The following is a 23,823-nucleotide window of genomic DNA, read 5'->3' on the forward strand; positions in this document are numbered from 1 at the left end:
ATTTGTGGCTATCGCCTCAGCGCGGCGGCGCGGTGCCGGGCGGGGGCGGCGGCAGCGAGGCCTGACCGCCGTTGAGCAGCGGCGTGATGTTGCGGATGGTGACGCGACGGTTGATCGCGCTCGGTCCTTGCGTCTGCTCCTTCAGGTACTGCTCGCCATAACCTTGCGACGTCAGGTTCTCGGCGGGCACACCGAACTGCTGCGTCAGCAATTCGGCCGCAGCCTGCGCGCGGCGGTCCGACAATGACAGATTGTCGACCTCGTTGCCGACCGCGTCGGTGTGTCCCTCGATCAGGAACACCTCGCGCGGATTGCGCTGGATCGCCTGGTTGAGGCCGTCGGCGATCACCTGCAGCCGGGCCGCCTGGTCCGGCGGGATGGTCCACGATCCCGTCTCGAAGATGATCGTGTTGACGTCGATGCTCGGCATCTGCATGCGAACATTGGGGCTGTAGCGGATTTCGTCGAGCGAGTAACGCCGATCGATCCGCTGCACCGGCGGTGCCACCATGGTCTGGTAGATGACGTCCGGTGACGCTTCCTGGGCGTCGACGATGTAGCGATCGTAGGGAATGTTCACGACCGGCGGCGGCGCGTCGACATAGAAGCCGCCGACCGCGCGCGGATCGCGGTAGGTGTTGTCGATGATGATGACCTCGCGCCCGCCGGGATCCCTGCGGATTCGCCGCCGCAGCGAGCCGTCCGCGCCGACCACGGTGATCACTTCGCTGCCATCGGGACGCACCACGACGGTGCGGGTCTCGCCACCCTCATTGAAGGTACGGATGTCGCGGGCGCCGTAGCGGAAGCGATAGAGATCGTTGCCGCGAACGTAAGCCTGACCGCCGGGATCGCGGATGATGATGCGGTCCGGCTCGGTGTAGACGGTGCGGCCGCCTTCGACGACCTCGCGCCGCTGGCTGTGCATGTCGGCGATGGTGGCGCCGATCACGGCACCGGCCACCACGCCCGCGCCGATCGCGATCGGCGTCAGGTCACGCTGCTGCGGACGCGGCGGCGGCGGCAAGGGAGTTGCGACCGTGGGTGCGGCCCTGAAGGCGGGCGCAACCGTCGGCGTCGCGTATTGCTTTCGGTCCGGCGGCGGCGTTGCGGCCGCCGAACCGGGGACGACGGACGGTGCCACGGCGCCGGCCGGAGGAGCCGGCGGCCGTGGCGGAGCGCCAGCTTGCGGAGACGTCGCCGGAGCTGCGGCTGCCGGCGCGCCGGCGGGCGGCGTGCCGCCCTGCTGACCGGGAGTGGGCGTCGCAGTCGGGGCAGGGGTCGCACCGGGCGCGGGTGCTGCCGAACCCGGGCGTCCGGGCGGCGGCGTGCTGCCGGGAGCCGGAGTCGCCGTCGGAGCGGGCGTAGCACCGGGGGTCGGGGCTCCAGCCTGGGGAGGCGCGCCGGGACGTCCGGGCGGTGTACCGGGGCGGCCGGCCGGCGAGGCGCCAGGCGTGCTGCCCGGAGCCGGGGTCGCGGTCGGCGCAGGCGTCGTGGTCGGGGCGGGTGTTGTCGTCGGAGCCGGAGTGGCAGTCGGCGCAGGTGAGCCGGGACGGGCCGCTGGCGCTGCCGTCGGAGCGGGCGGTGTCGCCGTGGGCGCAGGCGCAGGTGCGGGCCGGGCCGAGGGAGCCGCTGCCGGGGGCGGCGGAGGCGGTGGAGGTGTCGGGCGAGCCGCCGGCGGCGGCGTGGGGGGCGTGTGCTGCTGCGGCGCCGCTGCGGGCGGCGGCGTCGGAGCCGGCCGTGCCGCGGGCGGCGGGGGTGGCGGTGTCGGGGCATGCTGCTGCGGAGCCGCGGCCGGAGGCGGCGACGGCTGCTTCGGTGCGGCAGGCGGCGGGGGTGGCGGCGGCGGAGCCGGACGCGCCGCAGGGGGCGGCGGAGGCGGAGGCGGCGCGGCTGGGCGCGGCGGTGCCGCTGCGGGCGGCGGCGCTGCGGGCGGATGGGGAGGTGCGGCCGCTGGCGGGGGTGCAGCCGGGCGCGCGGGTGCCGCAGGCGGCGCGGCCGCTGGCGGACCCTTCGGCGGCTGCTTCGGTTTTCCGTCAGGGCCCGTGTCTTGCGGCGGAGCCTGCGCGACCACGAGCGGCGCGGCGCCTTGCGCATGCGATGCGGTGCTGGCCAATTGCATCGCGGTGAGAGCCGTGGTCGCGAGCAGCACGAAACGAAGGTTGGTCATGGCGGTGAACTTCCCCGGAAGGTTCTTTGACGAAGTGATGTGATGAACGGATACGCGTTAGGCCGCATTGTGGCAGGCGAAGCAGTCGCGGCCCGATTTATTTCTTCACGCAAATCGACTCACTATGATGACGTTCATTGCGCATTCAGACGTCGGTTGCAATCGCCTCACATGTGATGCTTCGCCTCATACGTGATTGCGCGGCGGCATCGCGTCCGTCGCGGGATTGGGCGTGAGCGGGCCATTCGGCCCGCGCGATGGAATCTCTTCAGGCATGCGGCCCGGCAATTCGTCGGGGCGGGGCGATTCGCCGGGCTCGCGCACCGGCGGCGTGATTTCGGGCTGCGGGCCGCCGGGCGGAATTCCCGGCGGCGGCTCGGTCGGCGTGCCCGGTGTCGACGGCGGAATCTCGGGCGGTTCGATCGGCATCACAGCGAGACCTTGCGGTTCTCGCCGATGTCGGGTCGCGTGTTCGTCACCACTGCCGCGGCCATCTTCACGTAGGAGATCACCGTGCCGGGCGAATCCCAGAACTCGGCATCGTCGGGTGTGATCTTCAGCACGCGGATGTTGGGATCCTCGGCGCTGTCCCACCACGCCTTCGCCGGCGTCGAGAACAGCTCCTTGATCTTCGCGCGGTCGTTGGACACGGCGGCCGTGCCGGTCAGCGAAACGTATTTCTGGCTGCCGGCATCCGCGAACGACAAATTGACGGAGGGATTGCGCGCGATCTCCTCGTCCTTGTGGCGCCGCGCATCGGTCAGGAAGTAGATCGTGTTCGCGTCGCGATCGAGAAAAGCGCTCATCGGCCGCGCGCGCAGCTTGTCGCCGTCGCGCGTCACCAGCATCGCGAACCCGATCTTCTTCATCAGATCCCAGGCCCGGTCCACGTCGCGGGCATTGTCGTTGGCCATGTCGTACTCCTTCTGCAAGGGACGATAACGACCTGCCGCATGCGATGTTCCTGAGGGAACCTGGGCTTACCTTCGGCCTATTCCGGCGTGTGGCAGACCGCCTCGATGTTGTGACCATCGGGGTCGAGCACGAAGGCGCCATAGTAATTCGGGTGGTAGTGCGGGCGGATGCCGGGCGGGCCGTTGTCGCGACCGCCTGCCGCAATGGCCGCCTTGTAGAAGGCGTCGACGGTGGCGCGGTCTTTGGCGGTGATCGCGATGTGCACCGGCTTGTTCATCGCGCCTTCGTCGCCGAACCAGAGATCCGGCTTGCCGTCGGCGCCGAAACCCGCGGCCGCAGCATGACCGGTCTGCTCCGCCGTGACCTCCATGATCAGGCCGTAGCCGAGCGGGGCCAGCGCCTTGGTGTAGAAGGCCTTGGCGCGCTCGTAGTCGGAGACCGAGAATCCTAGGTGATCAATCATCGTCATGTCCCTCGTTCGTCGTCATCCGCGCGACAGGAAGGTATTGCTCCGCGTCCTGCGCACGATCGCAAAGCCGCGTGCGACCATGTCGGCAATACAATCCTGCTGCCACTCGTTTTGTGACAGATGCTCGATCACCACCGCGCGCGGCCACAACGATTGCGGCGCGTCGCGGAAGAAGCCGATCAGAACGCGGTCCTCAAAGCCCTCGACGTCGATCTTGAGCGAATCGACCTGGGTGACGTCGGCCTCGTCCAGAATCCTTGTCAGCCGAAGCGACGGTACCTTGATGGCCTCTGCGCTGGCCGTGCCGGTGACGACATGCGTGGCGCCGAGATTGCCGCCGCCGCTCTCGATCATCAGCTCGCCGTCGCGCTCGCCGGCCGCGGCCTGCACGAGGCGCACCTGCGCCGTCTTCGATGCGCCATGGTTGAAGGACAGCCGTGCAAATGTCAGCGGATGCGGTTCGATCGCGACCACCTTGCCTGTGGCGCCGACCTGCTGCGCCATCACCAGTGCGAACGTGCCGACATTGGCGCCGACGTCGACGAAAGTACCGCCCGAACGGGTGTGCTGGCGCAGGAAGTCGAGCTCGTCGAGATTATAGTCGGGATTGAACAAGGCCCCGCGCTCGGTCGCGCTGCCCTGATGATAGAGGCGGAACGAGGCGCCCTGATACTGCACGTCGACGGGGCCGCTCCGCAGCAGGTTCACCAGCCGCGACATCCACGGACGGAATGCGCCGCGCTTCAGTCCCGATTGTTGCGTGAGGCCGATAATCGCGGACTGCGCCGCGTTCGGCGCAAACGCGCCGAACGGCGCGGACGAAGGGATGTTGTCGGGCGTCAAGCAGGCGATCCTCGTTGCAGGCGGCGCATGCATAGCCGGTTTTGCGGAGGACTCCAACGCTCCATCACCAGTGTCGTCCCGGGGCGCGAAAGCGAGCCCGGGACCCATCACCCCAGGGAGGAGTGTGGACCGCGAGACGCCCACTCCGAGTCTTCGTCAAGCCGCTCCCTGTGGGTATGAGTCCCGGATCGGCGCGCGCTTAGGGCGCGCTTGTCCGGGACGACGGAGAGACAGTACTACGCCGCCTTCTTCGGCGTCTTGCGCTGTCGCAGAAATCGCCCGAGCAGCCGGCGCTTGCCCTTGCGCGGGATCAGGTCGATGTCGCTGACGAGCTTGGCGCCGCCCTTGCGGCGCTCGAGCACGATCTTGCGGCTGTGAAAGGCTTCGAGCTCGACGCGGTGCGCGACGCTGACGATGGTTGCCTTCGGCAGCTCGTCGGTGACCATCTGCATCATCTTGTCCTGGCTCTTCTCGTCGAGCGCCGAGGTGGCCTCGTCCAGCACGACGATGTCGGGGTTGTGAAGCAGCAGCCGCGCGAAGGCGAGGCGCTGCTTCTCGCCGCCGGATAACGTCTGGTCCCAGGGACCTTCCTCCTCGATCTTCTCCTTGAGATGATCGAGGCCGACCTTGTGCAGGGCCTCGCCGATCTCCTCGACGGTCCAGTCCTCCTCGGCGCCGGGATAAGCGACGGCGCGGCGCAACGAGCCCGATGGCACGTAGGGCCGCTGCGGCAGCATGAACAGCCGCCGGTCCGGATGGAAATTGACGCTGCCGCCGCCCCATGGCCACAGCCCTGCGATGGCGCGCACCAGCGTGCTCTTGCCGGTGCCGGATTCGCCGGCAACGAGCAGTCGCTCGCCAGGCTCGATCGCGACTTCGGTCTCACCGACCACGGCGGTGCCGTCGTCGAGCGAGACGGAGAGATCGTTGAGCTCCAGCATCGTCTCGTTGCGGGTCTCGCCGCGCTTGATGCGCCCGAAGCCGTCGCCCTGCTCGGCGCGCTCGAGGCCGTCGAGCGACATCATCAACGAGGCGATGCGGCGCGCGCAGGCATTCCAGTCGGCGAGCCGCGGATAATTGTCGACCAGCCAGCCGAATGCGCTTTGCACGATGGTGAAGGCGGAGGCCGCCTGCATCACCTGCCCCAGCGTCATGGAGCCGTCGAGAAATTTCGGCGCGCACAGCAGCAGCGGCACGACGGGGGCAACGAGGCTCGACCCTTGCGACACCAGCGTGGTGCGCATGTGCTGGCCGGCGAGCCGCGCCCACTGCCTGAGCACGTTGGTGAAGTTGCGATCGATGCCCTCGCGCTCTTCCTCCTCGCCGCCGAGCAGCGCGATGCTCTCGCCGTTTTCGCGCACACGCGTCAGCGTGTAGCGGAAATCGGCCTCGGCCTGGTTCTTGTCCTCGGAGACCTGCACGAATTGCCGGCCGATCACCAGGATCGAGCCCGAGGCGATCGCGGCGTAGAGCATCGCGGCGATCACCAGGAATCCCGGAATGGTGACGGTCGAGCCACCGAGCGTGACGGTGAGCGCGCCGCCGATGGTCCAGAGCACGACGATGAAGGTCGCGGCCGACAGCAATGCCGAGGTGACGCCGGCGAGGAAGTCGACCGGCGAGTCGGTCGCGATCCGCAAATCCTCGGCGATCCGGTATTCCGGATTCTTGTGGTCACCGCCGACGAGATTGAGCTGGTAGTAGCGGCCGTTCTTGAGCCAGCGCGTCAGCACGCTCGCCGTCAGCCAAGCCCGCCAGCGCCGCTGGATGCCCATGCGCGCGAACACCTGAGCCACGCCGAGCACGATGCTGCCGATCGCGAGCGGGAAGAACATCGCGGTGAGATGAAACACGCTGGCCGCATCGCGCTTCTCGATTGCGTCGAAGATCGCTCTGTTCCAGACATTGATGCCGTACTGGAAGCCGACGGTGAGGATGATCAGCAGGCCGAGACCGATCGAGAACGGCCAGGCAAGGCGATCGCCGCTACGTCCCCAGAAGCCGCGTGCGCTGATCCAGAACCGCGTCAGCAGATAATCCTTGCGGGCCTGCTCGGCCTCCTCGGGCGACAGTTCCGGGTCGGGCTCGACCAGCTCCGGGGGCGGCGGCTCGACCTCGTCGCCATTCTCGCCCTTGATCCCGACGATCGGTGGCTTGTCCTGTTCGCGCTTTGCGGTCGGCTTGTGCATGGGCGGACAACGCAAGGGAAATCAGTCGGTTCCCTCGGGTTCCCGCAAAGGCCCTATTCGGCGGCGCCGTTCTGAACGCGCCGGATCCGGCCGGCCCGATGCAGAACGCGCGACAATTCCTCGACGGAATAGGGCTTTTGCATCAGGTCGAAGCCCGCCACGCCGTCTTGCGATAGCGCCTGGCTGTAGCCCGTCGTCAGCACGACCGGCACGTCGATGCTGCGGTCGCGGATGGCCCGCGCCAGATCGAGCCCGGTCATCCCGGGCATCACCACGTCGGAGAACACGACGTCGAAGCGATCGGCGTCCATGACGAGCTCGGCGAGGGCATCGGTCGCATTGTCGACCAGCGTGATGCTGTAGCCGAGCTCGGTGAGACCGTCGGCGACGAAATTGGCCAGCTCGATATTGTCCTCGACCACCAGCACCGACATGCCGCTGCCGGCCACTGCCGGTGCCGTGTTCGGCGCCTGCCGCTGCGGCAGCAGGTCCGGCGGCACGCGCGGCAAATAGAGCGAGAAGGTGCTGCCGTGCCCCAGCTCGCTCGTGACCGTCACCTCGCCGCCGGATTGCCGGGCGAAGCCGAACACCTGAGACAGGCCGAGGCCGGTGCCGTGGCCGACCTGCTTGGTGGTGAAGAACGGCTCGAAGATGCGCTCCAACCGGGCGGCGGGAATGCCGATGCCGGTGTCGCTGACGGTCACGCTGACGAAGCCGTGGCTGGCCGAGGTCTGGCTGCCCGAGGCGTCGGCCAGCGTATCGGGAACGATCGTTGCGGGCTCGACCTTGAAACTGATTCTGCCCTTGCCCTGCATGGCATCGCGCGCATTCGTCGCCATGTTGATCAGCGCTGTCTCGAACTGGCCGGCATCGGCACGGACGAGGCACGGCTCCGCGGGCAGGCGCATGGTGATCTCGATGGCCGGCCCCAGCAGCGGCGCAAGCATGTCGTGCAGCGCCTGCATCCGCTCGCCGACGTCGAACACCTCCGGCTTCAGGGTCTGGCGTCGCGCAAAGGCGAGCAGCTGCGAGGTCAGCTTGGCCGCGCGAGCCACGGCGTCCGCGATCGCGGTAATGTAGCGCTGGCGCCGCTCCTCCGTCAGCTGCGGCCGGTTCAAGAGGTCGACGGAGGCGCGGATCACCGTCAGCAGATTGTTGAAATCGTGCGCGACTCCGCCGGTGAGCTGTCCGAGCGCCTCCAGGCGCTGGCTGTGCTTGAGCGCCTCCTCGGCCTCGCGCCGCTTGGCGGCTTCGGCCTGGAGGTGCTGGGTGCGCCGGAACGCCAGCGCCAGCAGCAGAAACAGGAGTGCGGTGGCGGGAAGGCCGAACACCAGATGCTGGCCCATGGTGGCCAGCCAGCGCGCGCGGATCGCGGAGGTCTCGAGTCCGGCGCTGACATAGATCGGGTACTCCGCGACACGTCGGTAGCCGATGCGGCGCTCGATCCCGTCCGACGGCCAGGCGATGGTGATGAGGCCGTGATCGGGGCGCGTCGCGATTTCCCGACCGACCGGTCCGGTCGGATCGAGCCTGAGGTCGTGGTCGAGCCGCGGGAAATGCGTGAGCATCGCGCCGTCGGTGCGGCCCATCGCGAAGAAGCTGCCGGGATCCGATCCGATTTTGGCGTAGAAGCTCTCGAAATACTCCGGCAGGACCGAGGCCTGGATCACGCCGATGAAGCGCCCGTCGTCGGAGTCGCGGCGGCGGCTCACTCCGAAGAAACGCGCGCCCTGATAGGGTGATCGCGGGGCCAGGGCCGTGCCGATGAACGTGCCGATGCTCTGGTCGATATGGACGTAGAAATAGTCGCGGTCGGCAAAGCCGAGGTCCGGCGGCGGCGAGGCAAGGCTGTTGACCAGCGCTTTCCCGTCCGCGTCGAAAATCCAGGCCGATTTGAGCTGCGGAAGCGAATCGCTGAGCCGCTTCAGGCGGCGGTGCAGCGCCGGCTCACGCGCGCGGATGGTGTCGTCGGAAAGGCCGCGGACCACCTCGTTGATCTCGGCAAGGCTGCGATCGATGGTCTCGAACACCTTGAGAGCGTGCTCATGCGCGACGTCGAGCGTGCGCTCGATCTCCCGGTCGGCGATGTCCCTGGTCGAGGTATAGGAGATCGCGGAGGTGATCAGGAACAGCGCAACCGGCAGCGCCAGGGATGCCGCCATCATCCACTGCAACAGCTTCAGCGAGTTGCGTTGCGCCCTCTGCACAGTCGCTCCGTCCCTGACGGGAGCTTAACTGAATCTCGCGTGAGGAAGGAAGCGGCTTGTGCAGGAACCGGTGGTTGCGAATCGAAAGTTTTCGCGCCCAGCGGGACGGAGAAAATTCTGCTCGAATTGACGGCAATTGCAGGCCACCCCGGCCGATATGGCCGGGGCAAAGGGATGGCTTTCGTCGTTAGATCTGGCGCTCGACCATCTTGAGCTTGAGCTCGGCGATGGCTTCCGCGGGGTTCAGTCCCTTCGGGCACGCCTTGGCGCAGTTCATGATGGTGTGGCAGCGATAGAGCCGGAACGGATCCTCGAGATTGTCGAGCCGCTCGCCGGTTGCTTCATCGCGCGAATCGGACACCCAGCGGTTGGCCTGGAGCAGCGCGGCGGGGCCGAGATAGCGCTCGCTGTTCCACCAATAGCTCGGGCACGAGGTCGAGCAGCAGGCGCACAGGATGCATTCGTAGAGGCCGTCGAGCTTCTCGCGGTCCTCGTGGGTCTGGCGCCATTCCTTCTGCGGCGTCGGCGAGGTCGTCTTCAGCCACGGCTCGACGGAGGCGTATTGCGCGTAGAAATTGGTCAGGTCGGGGACCAGGTCTTTCACCACCGGCTGGTGCGGCAGCGGATTGACCTTCACCGCGCCGTCCTTGACGTCGTGCATCGAGCGGGTGCAGGCCAGCGTGTTCTGGCCGTCGATGTTCATGGCGCAGGAGCCGCAGACGCCTTCGCGGCAGGAGCGGCGGAAGGTCAGCGACGGGTCGATGTGGTTCTTGATCCAGATCAGGCCGTCCAGCACCATCGGACCGCAATCATTGGTGTCGACGTAATAGGTGTCGACGCTCGGATTCTTGCCGTCGTCCGGATTCCAACGATAGACCTTGAACTCGCGAACCTCGGTCGCGCCCGTGGGCTTCGGCCAGGTCTTGCCGCCGGTGATCTTGGAATTCTTGGGAAGTGCGAATTCAACCATTTCGATAGGGCCTTCGCTGTTCGCTCAGTACACGCGCGCTTTCGGCGGGATGTACTGCACGTCGTTGGTCATGGTGTAGTCGTGAACCGGGCGGTACTCGATCTTGACCTTGCCGGCATCGTCCAGCCAGGCCAGCGTGTGCTTCATCCAGTTCTCGTCGTCGCGCTCGGAGAAGTCCTCGCGGGCATGGGCGCCGCGGCTCTCGGTGCGGTTGACGGCCGAGTTCATCGTCACCACCGCCTGCGAGATCAGATTGTCGAATTCGAGCGTCTCGACGAGATCCGAATTCCACACCAGCGAGCGGTCGGACACAGCGATGTCGGTGATGCCGCTGTGGACCTTCGCGATCAGGTTCTGGCCTTCGCTGAGGACCTCGCCGGTGCGGAACACCGCGCAATTGGTCTGCATCACGTTCTGCATGCCTTCGCGCAGCTTCGCGGTCGGCGTGCCGCCGGAGGCGTAGCGGTAATGGTCGAGCCGGCCGAGCGCGAGCTCGGCCGAGTTGGCCGGCAGCTCCGGCTGCTTGGCATTGGGCGTCAACTTCTCGGCGAGGCGGAGCGCGGCGGCACGGCCGAACACCACGAGGTCGATCAGCGAGTTGGAGCCGAGGCGGTTGGCGCCGTGCACGGAGACGCAGGCGGCTTCGCCGATCGCCATCAGGCCCGGAATGATGGCGTTGTCGTCGCCGTCCTTCTTGGTCAGCACCTCGCCGTGATAGTTGGTGGGGATGCCGCCCATGTTGTAGTGCACGGTCGGCACGATCGGGATCGGTTCGCGCGTCACGTCGACATTGGCGAAAATCTTGGCGGATTCGGAGATGCCCGGCAGGCGCTCGGCGAGCACCGCGGGATCAAGATGGTCGAGATGCAGGAAGATGTGGTCCTTCTTCTTGCCGACGCCGCGTCCCTCGCGGATCTCGATGGTCATCGCGCGCGAGACGACGTCGCGCGAGGCGAGGTCCTTCGCGGAAGGCGCATAGCGCTCCATGAAGCGTTCGCCCTCGGAGTTGACGAGGTAACCGCCTTCGCCGCGTGCGCCCTCGGTGACGAGACAGCCCGAACCGTAGATGCCGGTCGGGTGGAACTGCACGAACTCCATGTCCTGCATCGGCAGGCCGGCGCGCAGCACCATGCCGCCGCCGTCGCCGGTGCAGGTGTGCGCCGAGGTGCAGGAGGCGTAGGCGCGGCCATAGCCGCCGGTGGCGAGGATCACGGTCTGGGCGCGGAAGCGGTGCAGCGTACCGTCGTCGAGCTTGAGCGCGATGACGCCGCGGCAGGTGCCCTGATCGTCCATGATCAGATCGATGGCGAAGAACTCGATGAAGAACTCGGCCGCGTGGCGCAGCGACTGGCCGTACATCGTGTGCAGCATGGCGTGACCGGTGCGGTCGGCGGCGGCGCAGGTGCGCTGCGCCTGGCCTTTGCCGTACTCCATCGTCATGCCGCCGAACGGGCGCTGGTAGATCTTGCCGTCCTCTGTGCGCGAGAACGGCACGCCCCAATGCTCGAGCTCGTAAACCGCGTCGGGTGCGTTGCGCACCATGTATTCGATCGCGTCCTGATCGCCGAGCCAGTCCGACCCCTTCACGGTGTCGTACATGTGCCAGCGCCAGTCGTCCTTGTGCATGTTGCCGAGCGAAGCGGAGATGCCGCCCTGCGCCGCGACCGTATGCGAGCGGGTCGGGAACACTTTCGTGATGCAGGCCGTGCGCAGGCCCGCTTCGCTGCAGCCGACCACGGCGCGCAGGCCCGCGCCGCCGGCGCCGACCACGACGACGTCGTAGGTGTGGTCTTCGATCGGATAGGCTTTGCCGTTGGTGGCGGGAGCGCCGTTGCCCGAGCCATTCGTTGTGTTGGCCATGGGTTACACTCCGGAAGAAAGTTTCAGGATCGCGTAGGTCGAGGCGAGCGCCACGGCGACCGAGAAGAAGTTGTTGAGCATGATCGAGACGAGCTTCAGCTTCTCGTTATGGACGTAGTCCTCGATCACCACCTGCATGCCGATCTTCATGTGCCAGGCGCTGGCGAAGATGAACAGCAGCAGGATCACCGCCACGGGAATCGAGCTGAGGATCTGCGCCGCGCCGACCTGGTTGCGGCCGAGCAGCATCATGATGATCACCAGCACGGGGATCATCAGCAGCGTCATGGCGACGCCGGTGACGCGCTGGCGCCAGAAATCGGACGTGCCCGAATGCGCGGCGCCGAGATTGCGGACGCGGCCGAGCGGGGTGCGCATGCTGCGCTTGGGCGTATCGGTCGCGCTCATCGTCCGCCTCCGATCGCATAGGCGATGATCCAGATCAGCACCGTCAGTGCGATGCCGCCGATCAGCGCGCCCCAGGTCAGCGCTTCGCGCTCATTGGCCTTGAAGCCGTAGCCGAGATCCCAGACGAAATGCCGGATGCCGCTCAGCATATGGTGCATCAGCGCCCAGGTGTAGCCGAACACGATCAGGCGGCCGATGATGCTGCCGGCAAAGGCCTGGACGTGGGCATAGGCGGCCGGGCCGGAGGCCGCCGCAACCAGCCACCAGACCAGCAGCAGCGTTCCGACGTAGAGGGCGATGCCGGTGGCGCGATGAACGATGGACAGCGCCATCGTCAGCGTCCAGCGGTAGACTTGCATGTGTGGTGAAAGCGGTCGTTCGATCCGTGCGGTCATGGGCTTTGATGTTGTGTGGCGGCCCAGCAGAGGGCGCGCGGGGATCGCGAAAGGTCGGCTCTATTTACGGAGTCGATTTGCCCTGCGCAATCACCAAATCGCCATAAATCGAACCTGCGTTCAGCTCTAGAGCCTTGATGAAACAAGGCCAATCAGGGTCTTGGTATACCAGAGCGGCTGTATGCCGACTAAGAAAAGAACCAATATTCACCCCTTGTGCCGACAGCGCGGGCGCGTTGAAATTACTATTGGAACGGCTCTAACCCGCTCCGAGCCGTCGGGCGTTCGAACCAGTCAGTTCACGCCGCCAAGGGCCGATCGGCGCGCCGACACAACACGAACGATTTCCGTGACGCGCACTCATTTTTCGCTTCACGGGCGGATATGCGCAGCCTGCATTCCACCCAAGACCGGCGACCCAATGGTCGACCGTGGAAATCAGATCGCCTACAGCTTGGCATGCAGCCAATTCCGAGCGCTCGTTTCGGAAACGCTGCGGCCAGTCGCTAGGCAGGTCAGGGGTGATTGCAGGTCTTGATATCAAGGACATTGTCGAGCTCGCGCTGCTGCTGATCGCAACCGGCGCGCTCTCGGGATTTCTGGCCGGCGTGTTCGGCATCGGCGGCGGCGCGATTCTCGTGCCGGTGTTCTACGAATGCTTCCGCATCGCCGGCGTGCCGCTCGAGGTGCGGATGCCGCTCTGCGTCGGCACCTCGCTCGCGGTGATCATCCCGACCTCGATCCGTTCGTTCCAGGCGCATTACAAGCGCGGCGCGGTGGACATGACCATCCTGCGCGTGTGGTGGCTGCCGATCGTGATCGGCGTCGTCGCCGGCAGCGTGATTGCGCGCTATGCGCCGGAGCGGCTGTTCAAGATCGTGTTCGTCGCCGTCGCCTATTCGGCGGCGGCGCGCCTCATCCTTGCGCGCGAGGGCTGGAAATTCGGCGATGACCTGCCGAAGGGGCCCTTGATGCGCGCCTACGGCTTCTGCGTCGGCATCCTGTCGACGCTGATGGGCATCGGCGGCGGCCTGTTCTCGAACCTCTTGATGACGTTCTACGGCCGTCCCATTCATCAGGCGGTCGCGACCTCGTCGGCGCTCGCCGTGCTGATCTCGATCCCCGGCGCGCTCGGTTACATCTATGCCGGCTGGCCCGCGGCGGCGACCTATCCCGGCGTCGCAGCGCTGCAGATCCCGTTCGCGCTCGGCTACGTCTCGCTGATCGGTGCCGTGCTGGTGATGCCGATGAGCCTCGTCACCGCGCCGCTGGGCGTGAGGGCCGCGCATGCGATGTCGAAGCGTACGCTGGAGGTCGCGTTCGGGTGCTATCTGCTGATCGTCGGCAGCCGGTTTGCGATGAGCCTCGTTGGCGGGCAGTAAGCCGGTTGGGCGAGCGCGTGCCACACCCTCGGTGTCATCGCCCGACTTGATCGGGCGATCCAGTATTCCAGAGACCCAGCGATTGAGCCGAGAGGCCGCGGCGTACTGGATGCCCCGGTCAAGCCGGGGCATCACTGCGCGTTAGGTGGATACTCCCCATCGCAAGAAGCGGCGACGAACCCGTCCCCTCATTTCTTCGCGTAAATATCCTTGTAGGTGTCGCGCAAAATATTCTTCTGCACCTTGCCCATGGTGTTGCGCGGCAGCTCGTCGACGACGAAGACGCGCTTGGGCATCTTGAACTTCGCAACGCGTCCGTCGAGGCCCTTCAGCACGGCTGCCTCATCGATGCTCGCGCCGGGCTGGCGCACCAGCACCGCCGTCACGCCCTCGCCGAAATCGGCATGCGGCACGCCGATCACGGCGGATTCGACCACGCCCGGCATGGCGTCGATCTCGCTCTCGATCTCCTTGGGGTAGACGTTGAAGCCGCCGGAGATGACGAGATCCTTGCCGCGGCCGAGGATGTGCACATAGCCCTTGGCGTCGATCTTGCCGAGGTCGCCGGTGATGAAGAAGCCGTCAGGCCGGAACTCGGACTTGGTCTTCTCCGGCATGCGCCAATAGCCCTTGAAGACGTTCGGCCCCTTCACCTCGATCATGCCGATCTCCTCGCGCGGCAGTTCCTTGCCCGTCTCGGGCTCGGTCACGCGCACGGAGACGCCGGGAAGCGGAAAGCCGACCGCGCCGGGCACGCGCTCGCCGTCATAGGGGTTCGACGTGTTCATGTTGGTCTCGGTCATGCCGTAGCGCTCGAGCACCGCGTGCCCCGTGCGCGCCGACCATTCGCGATGGGTCTCGGCCAGCAGCGGCGCCGAGCCCGAGATGAACAGCCGCATGTGCTTCGTCGTCTCGTGCGACAGCGCGGAATTCTGCAGCAGCCGCGTGTAGAAGGTCGGCACGCCCATCAGCACCGTCGCACGCGCCATCAGCTTGATGATCAGGTCCGGATCGAGTTTCGGCAGGAAGATCATCGACGCCCGGGCGAACAGCGTCACGTTGGTTGCCACGAACAGGCCGTGGGTGTGATAGATCGGCAGCGCGTGGATGAGGACGTCCTTGTCGGTGAAGCGCCAATAGCCGACGAGGCTGAGCGAGTTCGAGGCGAGATTGTCGTGGCTGAGCATCGCGCCCTTGGAGCGGCCGGTGGTGCCCGAGGTGTAGAGGATCGCGGCGAGGTCGTCGTTCGCGCGCGAGACGGTCGCGAATTCGGGGCTGGCCTTGTCGGCCGCGTCCGTCAGCGAGCCCTTGCCGTCGGGCCCGAGCGTCTCGACCTTGGCCTTCACCTTGGATGCGATGGCGCTGAGGCCTTCGGCCTTGGAGGGATCGCACACCACCAGCGACGGCTCGGCGTCGCCGATGAAATAGTCGAGCTCGTTGAGCGTATAGGCGGTGTTGAGCGGCAGATAGACCGCACCGGCCCTGACCGTGCCGAGATAGAGCACGATATTGGCGACGGATTTCTCGACCTGCACCGCGACGCGGTCGCCCGGCTTGACGCCGCGGGCGACCAGCACGTTCGCCATCTGCCCGGCCCGCGCGATCAGATCGCCATAGCTGATGCGCTCTCCGTCCTGCATTTCGATCGCAGGGCGCTTGGGATCGTCGAGGCCGTCGAACAGGCGGGAAAACAGGTTGGCGTTGGCTGCTTGGTTCATGCAAGAATTCCTCGACCGCAAGACTGACAAGGCCGGTCAAAACCGAGGGCTGGATTAGCAAAAACCGCCCCGATGAAGCAACGGAGACAGTTTGCATGACCAAGAACGGGAAACGCGTGGCCTGGGTCACGGGCGGTGGCAGCGGGATCGGTGAGGCGGGTGCCGAGGCGCTGGCGGCCGACGGCTGGATGGTGGTGGTGTCGGGCCGGCGCAAGGACGCCCTGGAAGCCGTGGTGGCGAAGATTACCGGGGCTGGCGGGGCGGCCGAGGCCATTGCGCTGGACGTCTCCAACGCGGCCGAGGCCCAGAAGGCCGCCGATCAGATCGTCACCAGGCACGGCCGCATCGACCTCCTCGTCAACAATGCCGGTATCAACGTCCCCAAGCGCAGCTGGAAGGACATGGAGCTGGAGGGCTGGGACAAGCTGGTCCAGGTCAACCTCAACGGCGTGCTCTATTGCATGCGCGCGGTGCTGCCGACGATGCGCAAGCAGCAGGACGGCGCGATCATCAACGTCTCGTCCTGGGCCGGTCGCCACGTCTCGAAGATGCCCGGACCGGCCTACACCACGACCAAGCATGCGGTGCTCGCGCTGACCCATTCCTTCAACATGGACGAATGCGTCAACGGCTTGCGCGCCTGCTGTCTGATGCCAGGCGAGGTCGCGACGCCGATCCTGAAGTTGCGTCCGGTGGTGCCGAGCGAGGCGGAGCAGGCCAGGATGCTGCAATCCGAAGATCTCGGCCGCACCATCGCTTTCATCGCGAGCATGCCGGCCAGGGTCTGCATCAACGAAGTGCTGATCAGCCCGACGCATAATCGCGGTTTTATTCAAACGCCGAACAACAGGGATTGAAGCTGGTTGCGCGATGGCCGCGCCACACACTCGGTGCCGTAGGGTGGGCAAAGGCGCGAAGCGCCGTGCCCACCACCTCTCACCATTTGCAAATGGTGGGCACGCTTCCGCCGTCGCGCTTCGAGCTATGGCGGACGAGTCGCTTTGCCCACCCTGCGGCACCGTCTTTGTGGTGTGCGGGCTCACACACGGACGCGCCCCCGCATAGTTTCACGCATCACGATAAATTATTTCCCGAAACCGCATCGCAGACCGTCCCGTAGTTCGGACCAACGACGCGTCACTGCTTCACGTCAAACTGTCGCAGGCGCCGTTGTTGCCCCAACCCAACACCGGTCATCGCCGGTCACAATCCAATCGGGAGACTTTCCATGTCCAAGCGCATTGCCTATCTCGCTGCCGCCGCCTTCAGCGCCCTCGCCATCACCGCGACCGTCGTCGCGCCTGTGCGCGCCGAGGAAAAGACCGTCATGGTCGGCGGCGCCGCGATGTTCCCGTCCAAGAACATCGTGCAGAACGCGGTCAACTCGAAAGACCACACCACACTGGTGGCGGCGGTGAAGGCGGCTGGCCTGGTGCCGACGCTGGAGAGCAAGGGACCGTTCACGGTGTTCGCGCCGACCAACGCCGCCTTCGGCAAGCTGCCGGCCGGCACCGTCGACAATCTGGTCAAGCCCGAGAACAAGGCGACGCTGACCAAGATCCTCACCTACCATGTCGTGCCCGGCAAGCTCGAGGCCTCCGACCTCACCGACGGCAAGAAGATGAAGACCGCCGAGGGCGAGGAGCTGACGGTCAAGAAGATGGACGGCAAGGTCTGGATCGTCGATGCCAAGGGCGGCACCTCGATGGTGACGATCTCCAACGTCAACCAGTCCAACGGCGTGATCCATGTGGTCGACACCGTCTTGATGCCGGCGTCGTAACACCGGGCGATCCTGTTTCATCCCCGAACAGGAATGGCTTTAGACCGCGAGCCGGGGATACCCGGCTCGCTTTTTTGTGACCACAATAGCCTGACGGCATCGATTCCTTGGCCGGCAGGGCGTAACGGAAACCGGCGGGCTAGCGTATAATTCCCGACACACGATCTCAGGACGGAACCATCATGGCGAGCCTCACAGTCACCGACGAGCAGGTCAGGGCCACCCCGGCCAAAGTGATCCAGCCGGCCTGGGTGCGGGTCATGCACTGGGTCAACGCGCTTGCCATGATCCTGATGATCCTGTCGGGCTGGCAGATCTACAACGCCTCGCCGCTGTTCGGCTTCACCTTCCCGCGCGAATACACGCTGGGCGGCTGGCTCGGTGGCGGCCTGCTCTGGCATTTTGCGGCGATGTGGCTGCTGATGATCAACGGCCTCGCCTATCTCGTCACCGGCTTTGCCACCGGCCGCTTCCGCAAAAAGTTGTTTCCAATCACCCCGTCAGGCGTGCTTCGCGACGTCAGGGCTGCCCTGACCTTCAAGCTCGGACATGACGATCTCACCGTCTACAATTACGTGCAGCGCCTGCTCTATGCCGGCATCATCGTGGTCGGCGTGCTGATCGTGCTCACGGGCCTTGGCATGTGGAAGCCGGTGCAGCTGCATTGGCTGGTCACACTGTTCGGCGACTACCCGACCGCGCGCTACATCCACTTCTTCTGCATGGCTGCGATCTGCGCGTTTCTGGTCGTTCACGTCGTTCTCGCGCTGCTGGTGCCGAAGAGCCTGCGCGCCATGATCATCGGTCGCTAGAGCATGATCCGGAAAAGTGTGAAGCGGTTTTCCGACAAGATCATGCTCAAAATAGATATGTGAGAAGCAACATGGCCAAGCGCTCATTCCTGATCCCCGGCGTCGACAAGCGGCTCCTGATCAAGGATTCCATCAAGACCATGCCCGACGTCACCCGCCGCCGCTTCATCGCGGGCGGTGCCAGTCTCGGCGCCCTGACGCTGCTGACCGGCTGCGACGTCGTCGATTCCTCCTCGGCCGAGGAGATGCTGAAAAGCGTCTCGAAGTTCAACGACGCGGTGCAGGCCTTCATCTTCAATCCCGATGCACTGGCGCCGACTTTCCCCGAGAGCGCGATCACGAAGCCGTTTCCGTTCAACGCCTATTACGATCTCGACGACGCGCCCGATGTCTCGGCTGCGGACTGGAGGCTGGAGGTCCGCGGCCTCGTCGACAACAAGAAGTCCTGGACGCTGGACGAGCTCCATAAGCTGCCGCAGGTCACGCAGGTCACCCGTCACATCTGCGTCGAAGGCTGGAGCGCGATCGGCAGCTGGACCGGCACGCCGCTCCGCGATTTCCTGAAACTGATCGGTGCCGACACGCGCGCGAAATATGTCTGGTTCCAGTGCGCCGACAAGGAAGGCTACAATTCGCCCCTGGATATGCGCAGCGCGCTGCATCCTCAAACGCAGATGACGTTCAAATACGCTGGCGAGATCCTGCCGCGCGCCTACGGCTTCCCGATGAAGATCCGCGTGCCGACAAAGCTCGGCTTCAAGAACCCGAAATACGTGGTCTCGATGGAAGTCACCAACGACTACAAGGGCGGCTATTGGGAAGACCAGGGATACAATTCGTTCAGCGGGAGCTGATCGCCGTTCCGGCGAAGCTGTCGTAGGGTGGGCAAAGCGAAGCGTGCCCACGCATTTGTTGCGATTCGAGAGAGATGGTGGGCACGGCGCAAATGCGCCTTTGCCCACCCTACGGCACCGCCTCTTTGGCTGGCCCAACCTTCCGCTGGCACAACGCTGCCACCGCCCCCAGCGCCAATAACGCCGCCGACACGTTCAGCGCATACGACAGGCTCCCCAGCGCATCGGTGATCGCGCCGACCACGATCGGCCCCAGCGTCTGGCCGACGCCGAACGAGATCGTCATCGCGGCGATCGCGGTGGGCCAGACCTGCGGCGGGTAGTTGAAGCGCACGAAGGCGGTGGTCGAGCCGACCACGGCGAAGAAGGCGACGCCGAACACCACGGCCGAGACCGCGAGCCATGCCGGCGAATGGCCGAGCATCGGCAGCGCCGCGCCTAACGCGTTGGTGCCGAGGATGATGGCGGTGGCGAGGCCGCCGCGATCGAGCGCGAGCACGCCGCGCCAGGCCCAGGGCGTTGCGAAGGCGGACAGGCCGATCAGGCTCCAGAACGCCGCCTGCGCCGCGGCCCCGCCGCCGCTGTCGCGCACATAGGCGATCATGAAGGTCATGTAGGCGATGTAACCGGCGCCGAACAGGAAGTAGCCGGCGAGATAAATCAGCACGGGCAGGATGGCGAACGAGGCGTGCCCGCCTTCGGAGAAGCGGACACGGCTCTCGATGCGGATCAGGAACAGCGGGATCGTCATCGCGACTGAGAGCAGCGTCAGCGCCCACCAGACGATCCACCACGAGCCCGGCCCGAAATATTGCAGCGTGAACGGGGCGATCAGCCCCGAGGACAGGATGCCGATGCCGGGCCCGGCATAGAACAGGCTGAGCAGGAAATTGGCCCGCTCGGGACGGGTCTGGGCGATGGTGGCCGCCAGTGCGCCGCCCGCGACGAAGCCGGCCGCGGCGCCAAGTCCGAGCACGAGCCGCGCGAGGCTCAGCGCGACGAAATTCCCCGTCAGCGCGCAGGTCGCGAGCGCAGCGACGCAGGCGAGGGTTCCCAAGCGGATGGCGGCCGCCCAGCCCACGCGCTGGATCAGGCGGGACGCCAACAGCGCGCCGACGAGATAGCCGACGGCATTGATGGTGTTCATGAATCCGGCCGCCGAGTAGGACCAGCCGAGGGTCTCCCGCATGTCCGGCAGCACCAGCGCATAGGCAAAGCGGCCGATGCCGAGTCCGACAGTCGCGGCGAGCGACAGCGTCAGGATCAGCCGCGCGGGATGCGCGTAGGGCGGGTTACGGCCCTGGGCAAGGTCGTCTTGGGCGTGCAAGGGGATTCTCCGGCCCTTGCAGTGTGGCAGGCCCCGTCCGCCTTGCACAGCCGCACCCCGGCAATGGTGTCTTGCCAAGCGCGCAACGCCGCTCTAGCACTCCGGCCGAAATTCATCCCGCTCGTCATGCCCGGGCCTGACCCGGGCATCCATCCTCTTTTCGAGAACGATGGATTGCCGGGTCAAGCCCGGCAATGACGAGGAACACCTGAGGAAACGACCATGGCGACCCACAAACTGCTGCTGCTCCCCGGCGACGGTATCGGCCCCGAGGTGATGGGCGAGGTGAAGCGGCTGATCGACTGGCTCAATTCGGCCGGGATCGCCAAGTTCGAGACCGATACCGGCCTCGTCGGCGGCTCCGCCTATGACGCGCACAAGGTGTCGATCTCCGAGGGCGACATGGCCAAGGCGCTCGCCGCCGACGCCATCATCTTCGGCGCGGTCGGCGGTCCGAAGTGGGATGCCGTGCCCTACGAGGTGCGCCCCGAAGCCGGCCTGCTGCGCCTGCGCAAGGATCTCGCTTTGTTCGCCAACCTGCGCCCCGCCGTGTGCTATCCGGCGCTGGCGGATGCTTCGAGCCTGAAGCGCGAGGCGGTCGAGGGCCTCGACATCGTCATCGTGCGCGAGCTCACCGGCGGCGTCTATTTCGGCGAGCCCAAGACCATCACCGATCTCGGCAATGGCCAGAAGCGCGCCATCGATACCCAGGTCTACGACACCTATGAGATCGAGCGCATCGGCCGCGTCGCCTTCGAGCTTGCCCGGAAGCGCAAGAACAAGGTGACGTCGATGGAGAAGCGCAACGTCATGAAGTCGGGCGTGCTCTGGAACGAGGTCATGACCCAGGTCCACAAGCGCGAATATCCCGATGTCACGCTCGAGCATCAGCTCGCCGATTCCGGCGGCATGATGCTGGTGAAATGGCCGAAGCAGTTCGACGTCATCGTGACAGACAATCTGTTCGGCGACATGCTCTCGGACATCGCGGCGATGCTGACGGGATCGCTCGGTATGCTGCCCTCGGCCTCGCTCGGCGAAGTCGATGTGAAGACCAAGAAGCGCCGCGCGCTGTACGAGCCCGTACACGGCTCGGCCCCCGATATCGCCGGCAAGGGCCTCGCCAATCCCATCGCGATGATCTCGTCGTTCGGCATGGCGCTGCGCTATTCCTTCGACATGGGCGACCTCGCCGACAAGGTCGACGCCGCGATCGCGGCCGTGCTGGCGAGCGGCCTGCGCACCGCCGACATCAAGTCGGAGGGCACCACCGCCGCTTCCACCACGCAGATGGGCGAAGCGATCCTGAAAGAGCTGCAGAAGCTGCACGCGTAAGGCGGGAAAAATCGTAGCCCGGATGGAGCGAAGCGAAATCCGGGTTCTCACCCCGTCGACAGACCTTCCCGGATTGCGCTTCGCTCCATCCGGGCTGCGGCCTCATTGGAAACCGCTTCATGGATTCACCCCGCCCCAAGATCGCGGAAACCTTCGTCCATGACACGGTTCGCCAGCGCGAGGCGCAGGTCGGGCGGCGCTGCGAAATTCTCAGCCATACCCGCATCGAATACGCCTCGCTCGGCGACTATTCCTATCTCGGCGAGAATTGCGACGTCGCCGATGCCGTGATCGGCAAGTTCACGGCGATCGCCAATTCGGTCCGGATCGGCGCGCCCAATCATCCGATGGGCCGCCCGTCCCAGCACCGCTTCACCTATGTCCCCGAATATTACGAGGCTGGCGCGATCCGCGATCGTGACTTCTTTGCGGAGCGCCGCGGCGACCGCGTCATCGTCGGCAACGATGTCTGGATCGGCCACGCCGCCATCCTGCTGCCGGGTGTGAACGTCGGCGACGGCGCGGTGATCGCGGCAGGCGCGGTCGTCAGCCGCGATGTCGCGCCCTATACGATCGTCGGCGGCGTGCCGGCACGCGCCATCCGCCAGCGCTTCGACGATGCGGTCGCCGAAAGCCTGCGCCGCATTGCCTGGTGGGACTGGCCGGACGAGCTCATCTTCGAGCGGCTCGCCGATTTCCGCTCCGAGACGATCGAGGAGTTCTGTCGGCGCTATGATCCGGCGGCGAATGCGTGAAGCGCAGGCACCTCCCAAAACAAAAAGGCCGGGCGCGAAGCCCGGCCTTTTGATTCGGATCGCTACGTCCGCTTAGTACAGCGGGAAGTTCTGCGGATAGCCGCCGATGTCCTGGGGCGGCGAGAGCGGCTGGCGATCGATCGGGCGGTTGAGATTCTCGCGCGCGAAGGACGGATAGCCGACGGCCGGCGGGAAGGCGTAATCGGAGAATTTGCGGTCGCCCGGATTGACCTCGGTGCCGCCGTCGAGCCAGGAGCGCTTGCTCACATAGATGCGGGTGCGGCCCTGCTGGTAGACGGCGTTGGGACCGCTCGGGCCGTAATAGTGGCGGCCGCGTTCGTCGTAGCGCTTGGTCTTGTTGTCGGCCGAAGCCGGCGTTGCGAGGGACATGGCAATCACGGCGCCCGCAGCAAACAAGGTCGCCAATTTGGCAGAGAATTTCGAGCTCATCACGTCCCCTTCAGGCGGCGCACCGCCAGTCGATTTCACCCCCATACTAGCCCGGCCGGGGTGGGCGCAACTAGGTCTATTGGGTCACACCAGCTCGGAATAATCGAGGCCGCCGGCAAAAGTTGCATCAATACCAGCCACTTGAGCTTGATACGCCTCAAAGCGTCCCGCGCAATTGCGCGTTTGCCGCGCCCAGCAGCCAGTCCGGCGAACCCGCCAAGTCACAGCCGCGGCGCTTCAGCTCGGCACGGGCGAACAGATCGGCGAGCTTCGGCTCGTTGCCCGAGGTCAGCAGCGTCAGCCGGTTCAGCGTGCAGGCGACCGCCGCGCGCTGGGCGGGGATTGTGTCGCCCTGGCAGGAGAAGCCGGAGATCTGCAGGCCCGGCTCCTCGCTGCGCTTGAGGTAGCCGAGGCAGGACGCCGTCCCCATGGTGCCGATCGGCCGGAACAGGGCGACGGGACCGAATTTGGTCTCGATCAGGCCGGCCTGCTCGAGCGCGCTCGCCGTGCCCAGGCCCATCCGGACCGCGAGGTCCATCGCGGCAGGACGGGCCACGTCGAATTCGCCGCCCTCCCGGTAAATCTCCAGCTCGGCCAGCGGCTTGTCCGCTTCGCCGATCCAGCGCATGACGTCCCGGCGGCCGCCTTCGGGATGCCGAAAGATGGTGTAAGATGCTGTTTTTTCGGTCGAATCGAGCTTGCTGAGGGCGAAGGCCGGGTGTGAGCGCTCGGCTACGCTCCAGCCCGGCTTTGGCGTCGCCTCATCGTCGCGCAGATCAGGCAGCTGGCCGAGCGCCGCAAGGCCAAGGATGGCAAACAGCGCCAGCGTCCCCACATAGGCGAACAGCCGCGCCAGCGTACCGACGACCTCGTCCGCGAAGGCGGCCAAGGCCAGTTAGAGGCTGGTCCGGGTCGAGAGTGCGGCCGTGCTGGCCTCAGGCGACTGCATCCACGTCCCTAAGGCATGGTCCAACGTTGTCT

The 23,823-nt window shown here is 65.9% G+C and carries 22 protein-coding genes; 7 read left to right on the plus strand and 15 right to left on the minus strand.

What is annotated here, in order from left to right; genetic code table 11:
* Nucleotides 1–16: 16 nt before the first annotated feature.
* From CO669_RS15140 to sdhC, 11 genes are all read right to left on the minus strand, one after another.
* The gene (locus tag CO669_RS15140) at nucleotides 17–2,170 is read right to left on the minus strand and encodes an OmpA family protein (RefSeq protein ID WP_097660593.1); all 2,154 of its coding nucleotides are present in this window, start codon (nucleotides 2,168–2,170) and stop codon (nucleotides 17–19) included.
* Nucleotides 2,171–2,356: 186 nt separating this feature from the next.
* Nucleotides 2,357–2,599, minus strand: a complete 243-nt coding sequence (locus CO669_RS15145; protein WP_097660594.1) for a hypothetical protein — start codon at nucleotides 2,597–2,599, stop codon at nucleotides 2,357–2,359.
* Complete coding sequence (locus tag CO669_RS15150) at nucleotides 2,599–3,084, minus strand: pyridoxamine 5'-phosphate oxidase family protein (RefSeq protein ID WP_097660725.1); 486 nt, start codon at nucleotides 3,082–3,084, stop codon at nucleotides 2,599–2,601. Before CO669_RS15150 ends, CO669_RS15145 begins: the two co-directional genes overlap by 1 nt.
* Nucleotides 3,085–3,161: 77 nt before the next feature.
* Nucleotides 3,162–3,548 carry a VOC family protein gene (locus CO669_RS15155; protein ID WP_097660726.1) on the minus strand — a complete coding sequence of 129 codons (387 nt, stop codon included), beginning with the start codon at nucleotides 3,546–3,548 and terminating at the stop codon, nucleotides 3,162–3,164.
* A gap of 21 nt (nucleotides 3,549–3,569) precedes the next feature.
* Nucleotides 3,570–4,397, minus strand: coding sequence for an FkbM family methyltransferase (locus CO669_RS15160; protein WP_198964027.1), 828 nt, complete (start codon nucleotides 4,395–4,397; stop codon nucleotides 3,570–3,572).
* A gap of 236 nt (nucleotides 4,398–4,633) precedes the next feature.
* Entirely contained in the window at nucleotides 4,634–6,586 is a 1,953-nt protein-coding gene (locus CO669_RS15165; RefSeq protein WP_097660596.1) for an ABC transporter ATP-binding protein/permease, read from the minus strand.
* Between the two features lie 53 nt (nucleotides 6,587–6,639).
* Nucleotides 6,640–8,793, minus strand: a complete 2,154-nt coding sequence (locus CO669_RS15170; RefSeq protein ID WP_097660597.1) for a hybrid sensor histidine kinase/response regulator family protein — start codon at nucleotides 8,791–8,793, stop codon at nucleotides 6,640–6,642.
* Between the two features lie 187 nt (nucleotides 8,794–8,980).
* Complete coding sequence (locus tag CO669_RS15175) at nucleotides 8,981–9,763, minus strand: succinate dehydrogenase iron-sulfur subunit (protein WP_097660598.1); 783 nt, start codon at nucleotides 9,761–9,763, stop codon at nucleotides 8,981–8,983.
* Between the two features lie 24 nt (nucleotides 9,764–9,787).
* The gene (gene sdhA, locus CO669_RS15180; RefSeq protein ID WP_097660599.1) at nucleotides 9,788–11,623 is read right to left on the minus strand and encodes a succinate dehydrogenase flavoprotein subunit; all 1,836 of its coding nucleotides are present in this window, start codon (nucleotides 11,621–11,623) and stop codon (nucleotides 9,788–9,790) included.
* Nucleotides 11,624–11,626: 3 nt separating this feature from the next.
* The gene (sdhD, locus tag CO669_RS15185) at nucleotides 11,627–12,031 is read right to left on the minus strand and encodes a succinate dehydrogenase, hydrophobic membrane anchor protein (protein ID WP_097660600.1); all 405 of its coding nucleotides are present in this window, start codon (nucleotides 12,029–12,031) and stop codon (nucleotides 11,627–11,629) included.
* The gene (gene sdhC / locus CO669_RS15190) at nucleotides 12,028–12,426 is read right to left on the minus strand and encodes a succinate dehydrogenase, cytochrome b556 subunit (RefSeq protein WP_097660601.1); all 399 of its coding nucleotides are present in this window, start codon (nucleotides 12,424–12,426) and stop codon (nucleotides 12,028–12,030) included. Before sdhC ends, sdhD begins: the two co-directional genes overlap by 4 nt.
* Nucleotides 12,427–12,947: 521 nt before the next feature.
* Between sdhC and CO669_RS15195 the strand changes: the two genes are divergently transcribed.
* Nucleotides 12,948–13,808 carry a sulfite exporter TauE/SafE family protein gene (locus CO669_RS15195; protein WP_097660602.1) on the plus strand — a complete coding sequence of 287 codons (861 nt, stop codon included), beginning with the start codon at nucleotides 12,948–12,950 and terminating at the stop codon, nucleotides 13,806–13,808.
* 188 nt (nucleotides 13,809–13,996) lie between these two features.
* Here the strand turns inward: CO669_RS15195 and CO669_RS15200 are convergent, their stop codons facing one another.
* Entirely contained in the window at nucleotides 13,997–15,526 is a 1,530-nt protein-coding gene (locus CO669_RS15200; RefSeq protein ID WP_097660603.1) for a malonate--CoA ligase, read from the minus strand.
* Nucleotides 15,527–15,621: 95 nt separating this feature from the next.
* Between CO669_RS15200 and CO669_RS15205 the strand changes: the two genes are divergently transcribed.
* From CO669_RS15205 to CO669_RS15220, 4 genes are all read left to right on the plus strand, one after another.
* On the plus strand, nucleotides 15,622–16,383 hold the full coding sequence (locus tag CO669_RS15205; RefSeq protein ID WP_097660604.1) for an SDR family oxidoreductase: 762 nt from the start codon (nucleotides 15,622–15,624) through the stop codon (nucleotides 16,381–16,383).
* 371 nt (nucleotides 16,384–16,754) lie between these two features.
* Nucleotides 16,755–17,309, plus strand: a complete 555-nt coding sequence (locus CO669_RS15210) for a fasciclin domain-containing protein (RefSeq protein ID WP_097660605.1) — start codon at nucleotides 16,755–16,757, stop codon at nucleotides 17,307–17,309.
* 182 nt (nucleotides 17,310–17,491) lie between these two features.
* Nucleotides 17,492–18,121 carry a cytochrome b/b6 domain-containing protein gene (locus CO669_RS15215; RefSeq protein WP_097660606.1) on the plus strand — a complete coding sequence of 210 codons (630 nt, stop codon included), beginning with the start codon at nucleotides 17,492–17,494 and terminating at the stop codon, nucleotides 18,119–18,121.
* Between the two features lie 71 nt (nucleotides 18,122–18,192).
* Entirely contained in the window at nucleotides 18,193–18,975 is a 783-nt protein-coding gene (locus CO669_RS15220) for a molybdopterin-binding protein (RefSeq protein ID WP_097660607.1), read from the plus strand.
* Nucleotides 18,976–19,084: 109 nt separating this feature from the next.
* Here CO669_RS15220 and CO669_RS15225 read toward each other — a convergent pair whose 3' ends face one another.
* A complete protein-coding gene (locus CO669_RS15225) occupies nucleotides 19,085–20,302 on the minus strand; it encodes a YbfB/YjiJ family MFS transporter (RefSeq protein ID WP_097660608.1) in 1,218 nt (405 codons plus the stop codon).
* 222 nt (nucleotides 20,303–20,524) lie between these two features.
* On the opposite strand from CO669_RS15225, the gene leuB reads away from it, so the two are divergent.
* Both leuB and CO669_RS15235 read left to right on the plus strand, forming a co-directional pair.
* Nucleotides 20,525–21,637 (plus strand): 3-isopropylmalate dehydrogenase, encoded by a 1,113-nt coding sequence (leuB, locus tag CO669_RS15230; protein ID WP_097660609.1) that lies wholly within the window; start codon nucleotides 20,525–20,527, stop codon nucleotides 21,635–21,637.
* A 119-nt stretch (nucleotides 21,638–21,756) separates the two neighbouring features.
* The gene (locus tag CO669_RS15235; RefSeq protein WP_097660610.1) at nucleotides 21,757–22,392 is read left to right on the plus strand and encodes a DapH/DapD/GlmU-related protein; all 636 of its coding nucleotides are present in this window, start codon (nucleotides 21,757–21,759) and stop codon (nucleotides 22,390–22,392) included.
* A gap of 72 nt (nucleotides 22,393–22,464) precedes the next feature.
* On the opposite strand, the gene CO669_RS15240 is transcribed toward CO669_RS15235, so the two are convergent.
* Both CO669_RS15240 and CO669_RS15245 read right to left on the minus strand, forming a co-directional pair.
* A complete protein-coding gene (locus CO669_RS15240) occupies nucleotides 22,465–22,842 on the minus strand; it encodes a hypothetical protein (RefSeq protein ID WP_198964028.1) in 378 nt (125 codons plus the stop codon).
* 157 nt (nucleotides 22,843–22,999) lie between these two features.
* Nucleotides 23,000–23,737 carry a hypothetical protein gene (locus CO669_RS15245; protein ID WP_245444319.1) on the minus strand — a complete coding sequence of 246 codons (738 nt, stop codon included), beginning with the start codon at nucleotides 23,735–23,737 and terminating at the stop codon, nucleotides 23,000–23,002.
* Nucleotides 23,738–23,823 lie beyond the last annotated feature (86 nt).

It is taken from the genome of Bradyrhizobium sp. Y36 (genome assembly GCF_002531575.1).
In the GTDB taxonomy this organism is placed as follows: domain Bacteria; phylum Pseudomonadota; class Alphaproteobacteria; order Rhizobiales; family Xanthobacteraceae; genus Bradyrhizobium.

Bases quoted from the DNA above. Each gene is read 5' to 3' on its own strand.
- CO669_RS15140 (WP_097660593.1), bottom strand. From the start codon at position 2,170: ATGACCAACCTTCGTTTCGTGCTGCTCGCGACCACGGCTCTCACCGCG.
- CO669_RS15145 (WP_097660594.1), bottom strand. From the start codon at position 2,599: ATGCCGATCGAACCGCCCGAGATTCCGCCGTCGACACCGGGCACGCCG.
- CO669_RS15150 (WP_097660725.1), bottom strand. From the start codon at position 3,084: ATGGCCAACGACAATGCCCGCGACGTGGACCGGGCCTGGGATCTGATG.
- CO669_RS15155 (WP_097660726.1), bottom strand. From the start codon at position 3,548: ATGATTGATCACCTAGGATTCTCGGTCTCCGACTACGAGCGCGCCAAG.
- CO669_RS15165 (WP_097660596.1), bottom strand. From the start codon at position 6,586: ATGCACAAGCCGACCGCAAAGCGCGAACAGGACAAGCCACCGATCGTC.
- CO669_RS15175 (WP_097660598.1), bottom strand. From the start codon at position 9,763: ATGGTTGAATTCGCACTTCCCAAGAATTCCAAGATCACCGGCGGCAAG.
- sdhA (WP_097660599.1), bottom strand. From the start codon at position 11,623: ATGGCCAACACAACGAATGGCTCGGGCAACGGCGCTCCCGCCACCAAC.
- sdhD (WP_097660600.1), bottom strand. From the start codon at position 12,031: ATGAGCGCGACCGATACGCCCAAGCGCAGCATGCGCACCCCGCTCGGC.
- sdhC (WP_097660601.1), bottom strand. From the start codon at position 12,426: ATGACCGCACGGATCGAACGACCGCTTTCACCACACATGCAAGTCTAC.
- CO669_RS15200 (WP_097660603.1), bottom strand. From the start codon at position 15,526: ATGAACCAAGCAGCCAACGCCAACCTGTTTTCCCGCCTGTTCGACGGC.
- CO669_RS15205 (WP_097660604.1), top strand. From the start codon at position 15,622: ATGACCAAGAACGGGAAACGCGTGGCCTGGGTCACGGGCGGTGGCAGC.
- CO669_RS15210 (WP_097660605.1), top strand. From the start codon at position 16,755: ATGTCCAAGCGCATTGCCTATCTCGCTGCCGCCGCCTTCAGCGCCCTC.
- CO669_RS15215 (WP_097660606.1), top strand. From the start codon at position 17,492: ATGGCGAGCCTCACAGTCACCGACGAGCAGGTCAGGGCCACCCCGGCC.
- CO669_RS15220 (WP_097660607.1), top strand. From the start codon at position 18,193: ATGGCCAAGCGCTCATTCCTGATCCCCGGCGTCGACAAGCGGCTCCTG.
- leuB (WP_097660609.1), top strand. From the start codon at position 20,525: ATGGCGACCCACAAACTGCTGCTGCTCCCCGGCGACGGTATCGGCCCC.
- CO669_RS15235 (WP_097660610.1), top strand. From the start codon at position 21,757: ATGGATTCACCCCGCCCCAAGATCGCGGAAACCTTCGTCCATGACACG.
- CO669_RS15240 (WP_198964028.1), bottom strand. From the start codon at position 22,842: ATGAGCTCGAAATTCTCTGCCAAATTGGCGACCTTGTTTGCTGCGGGC.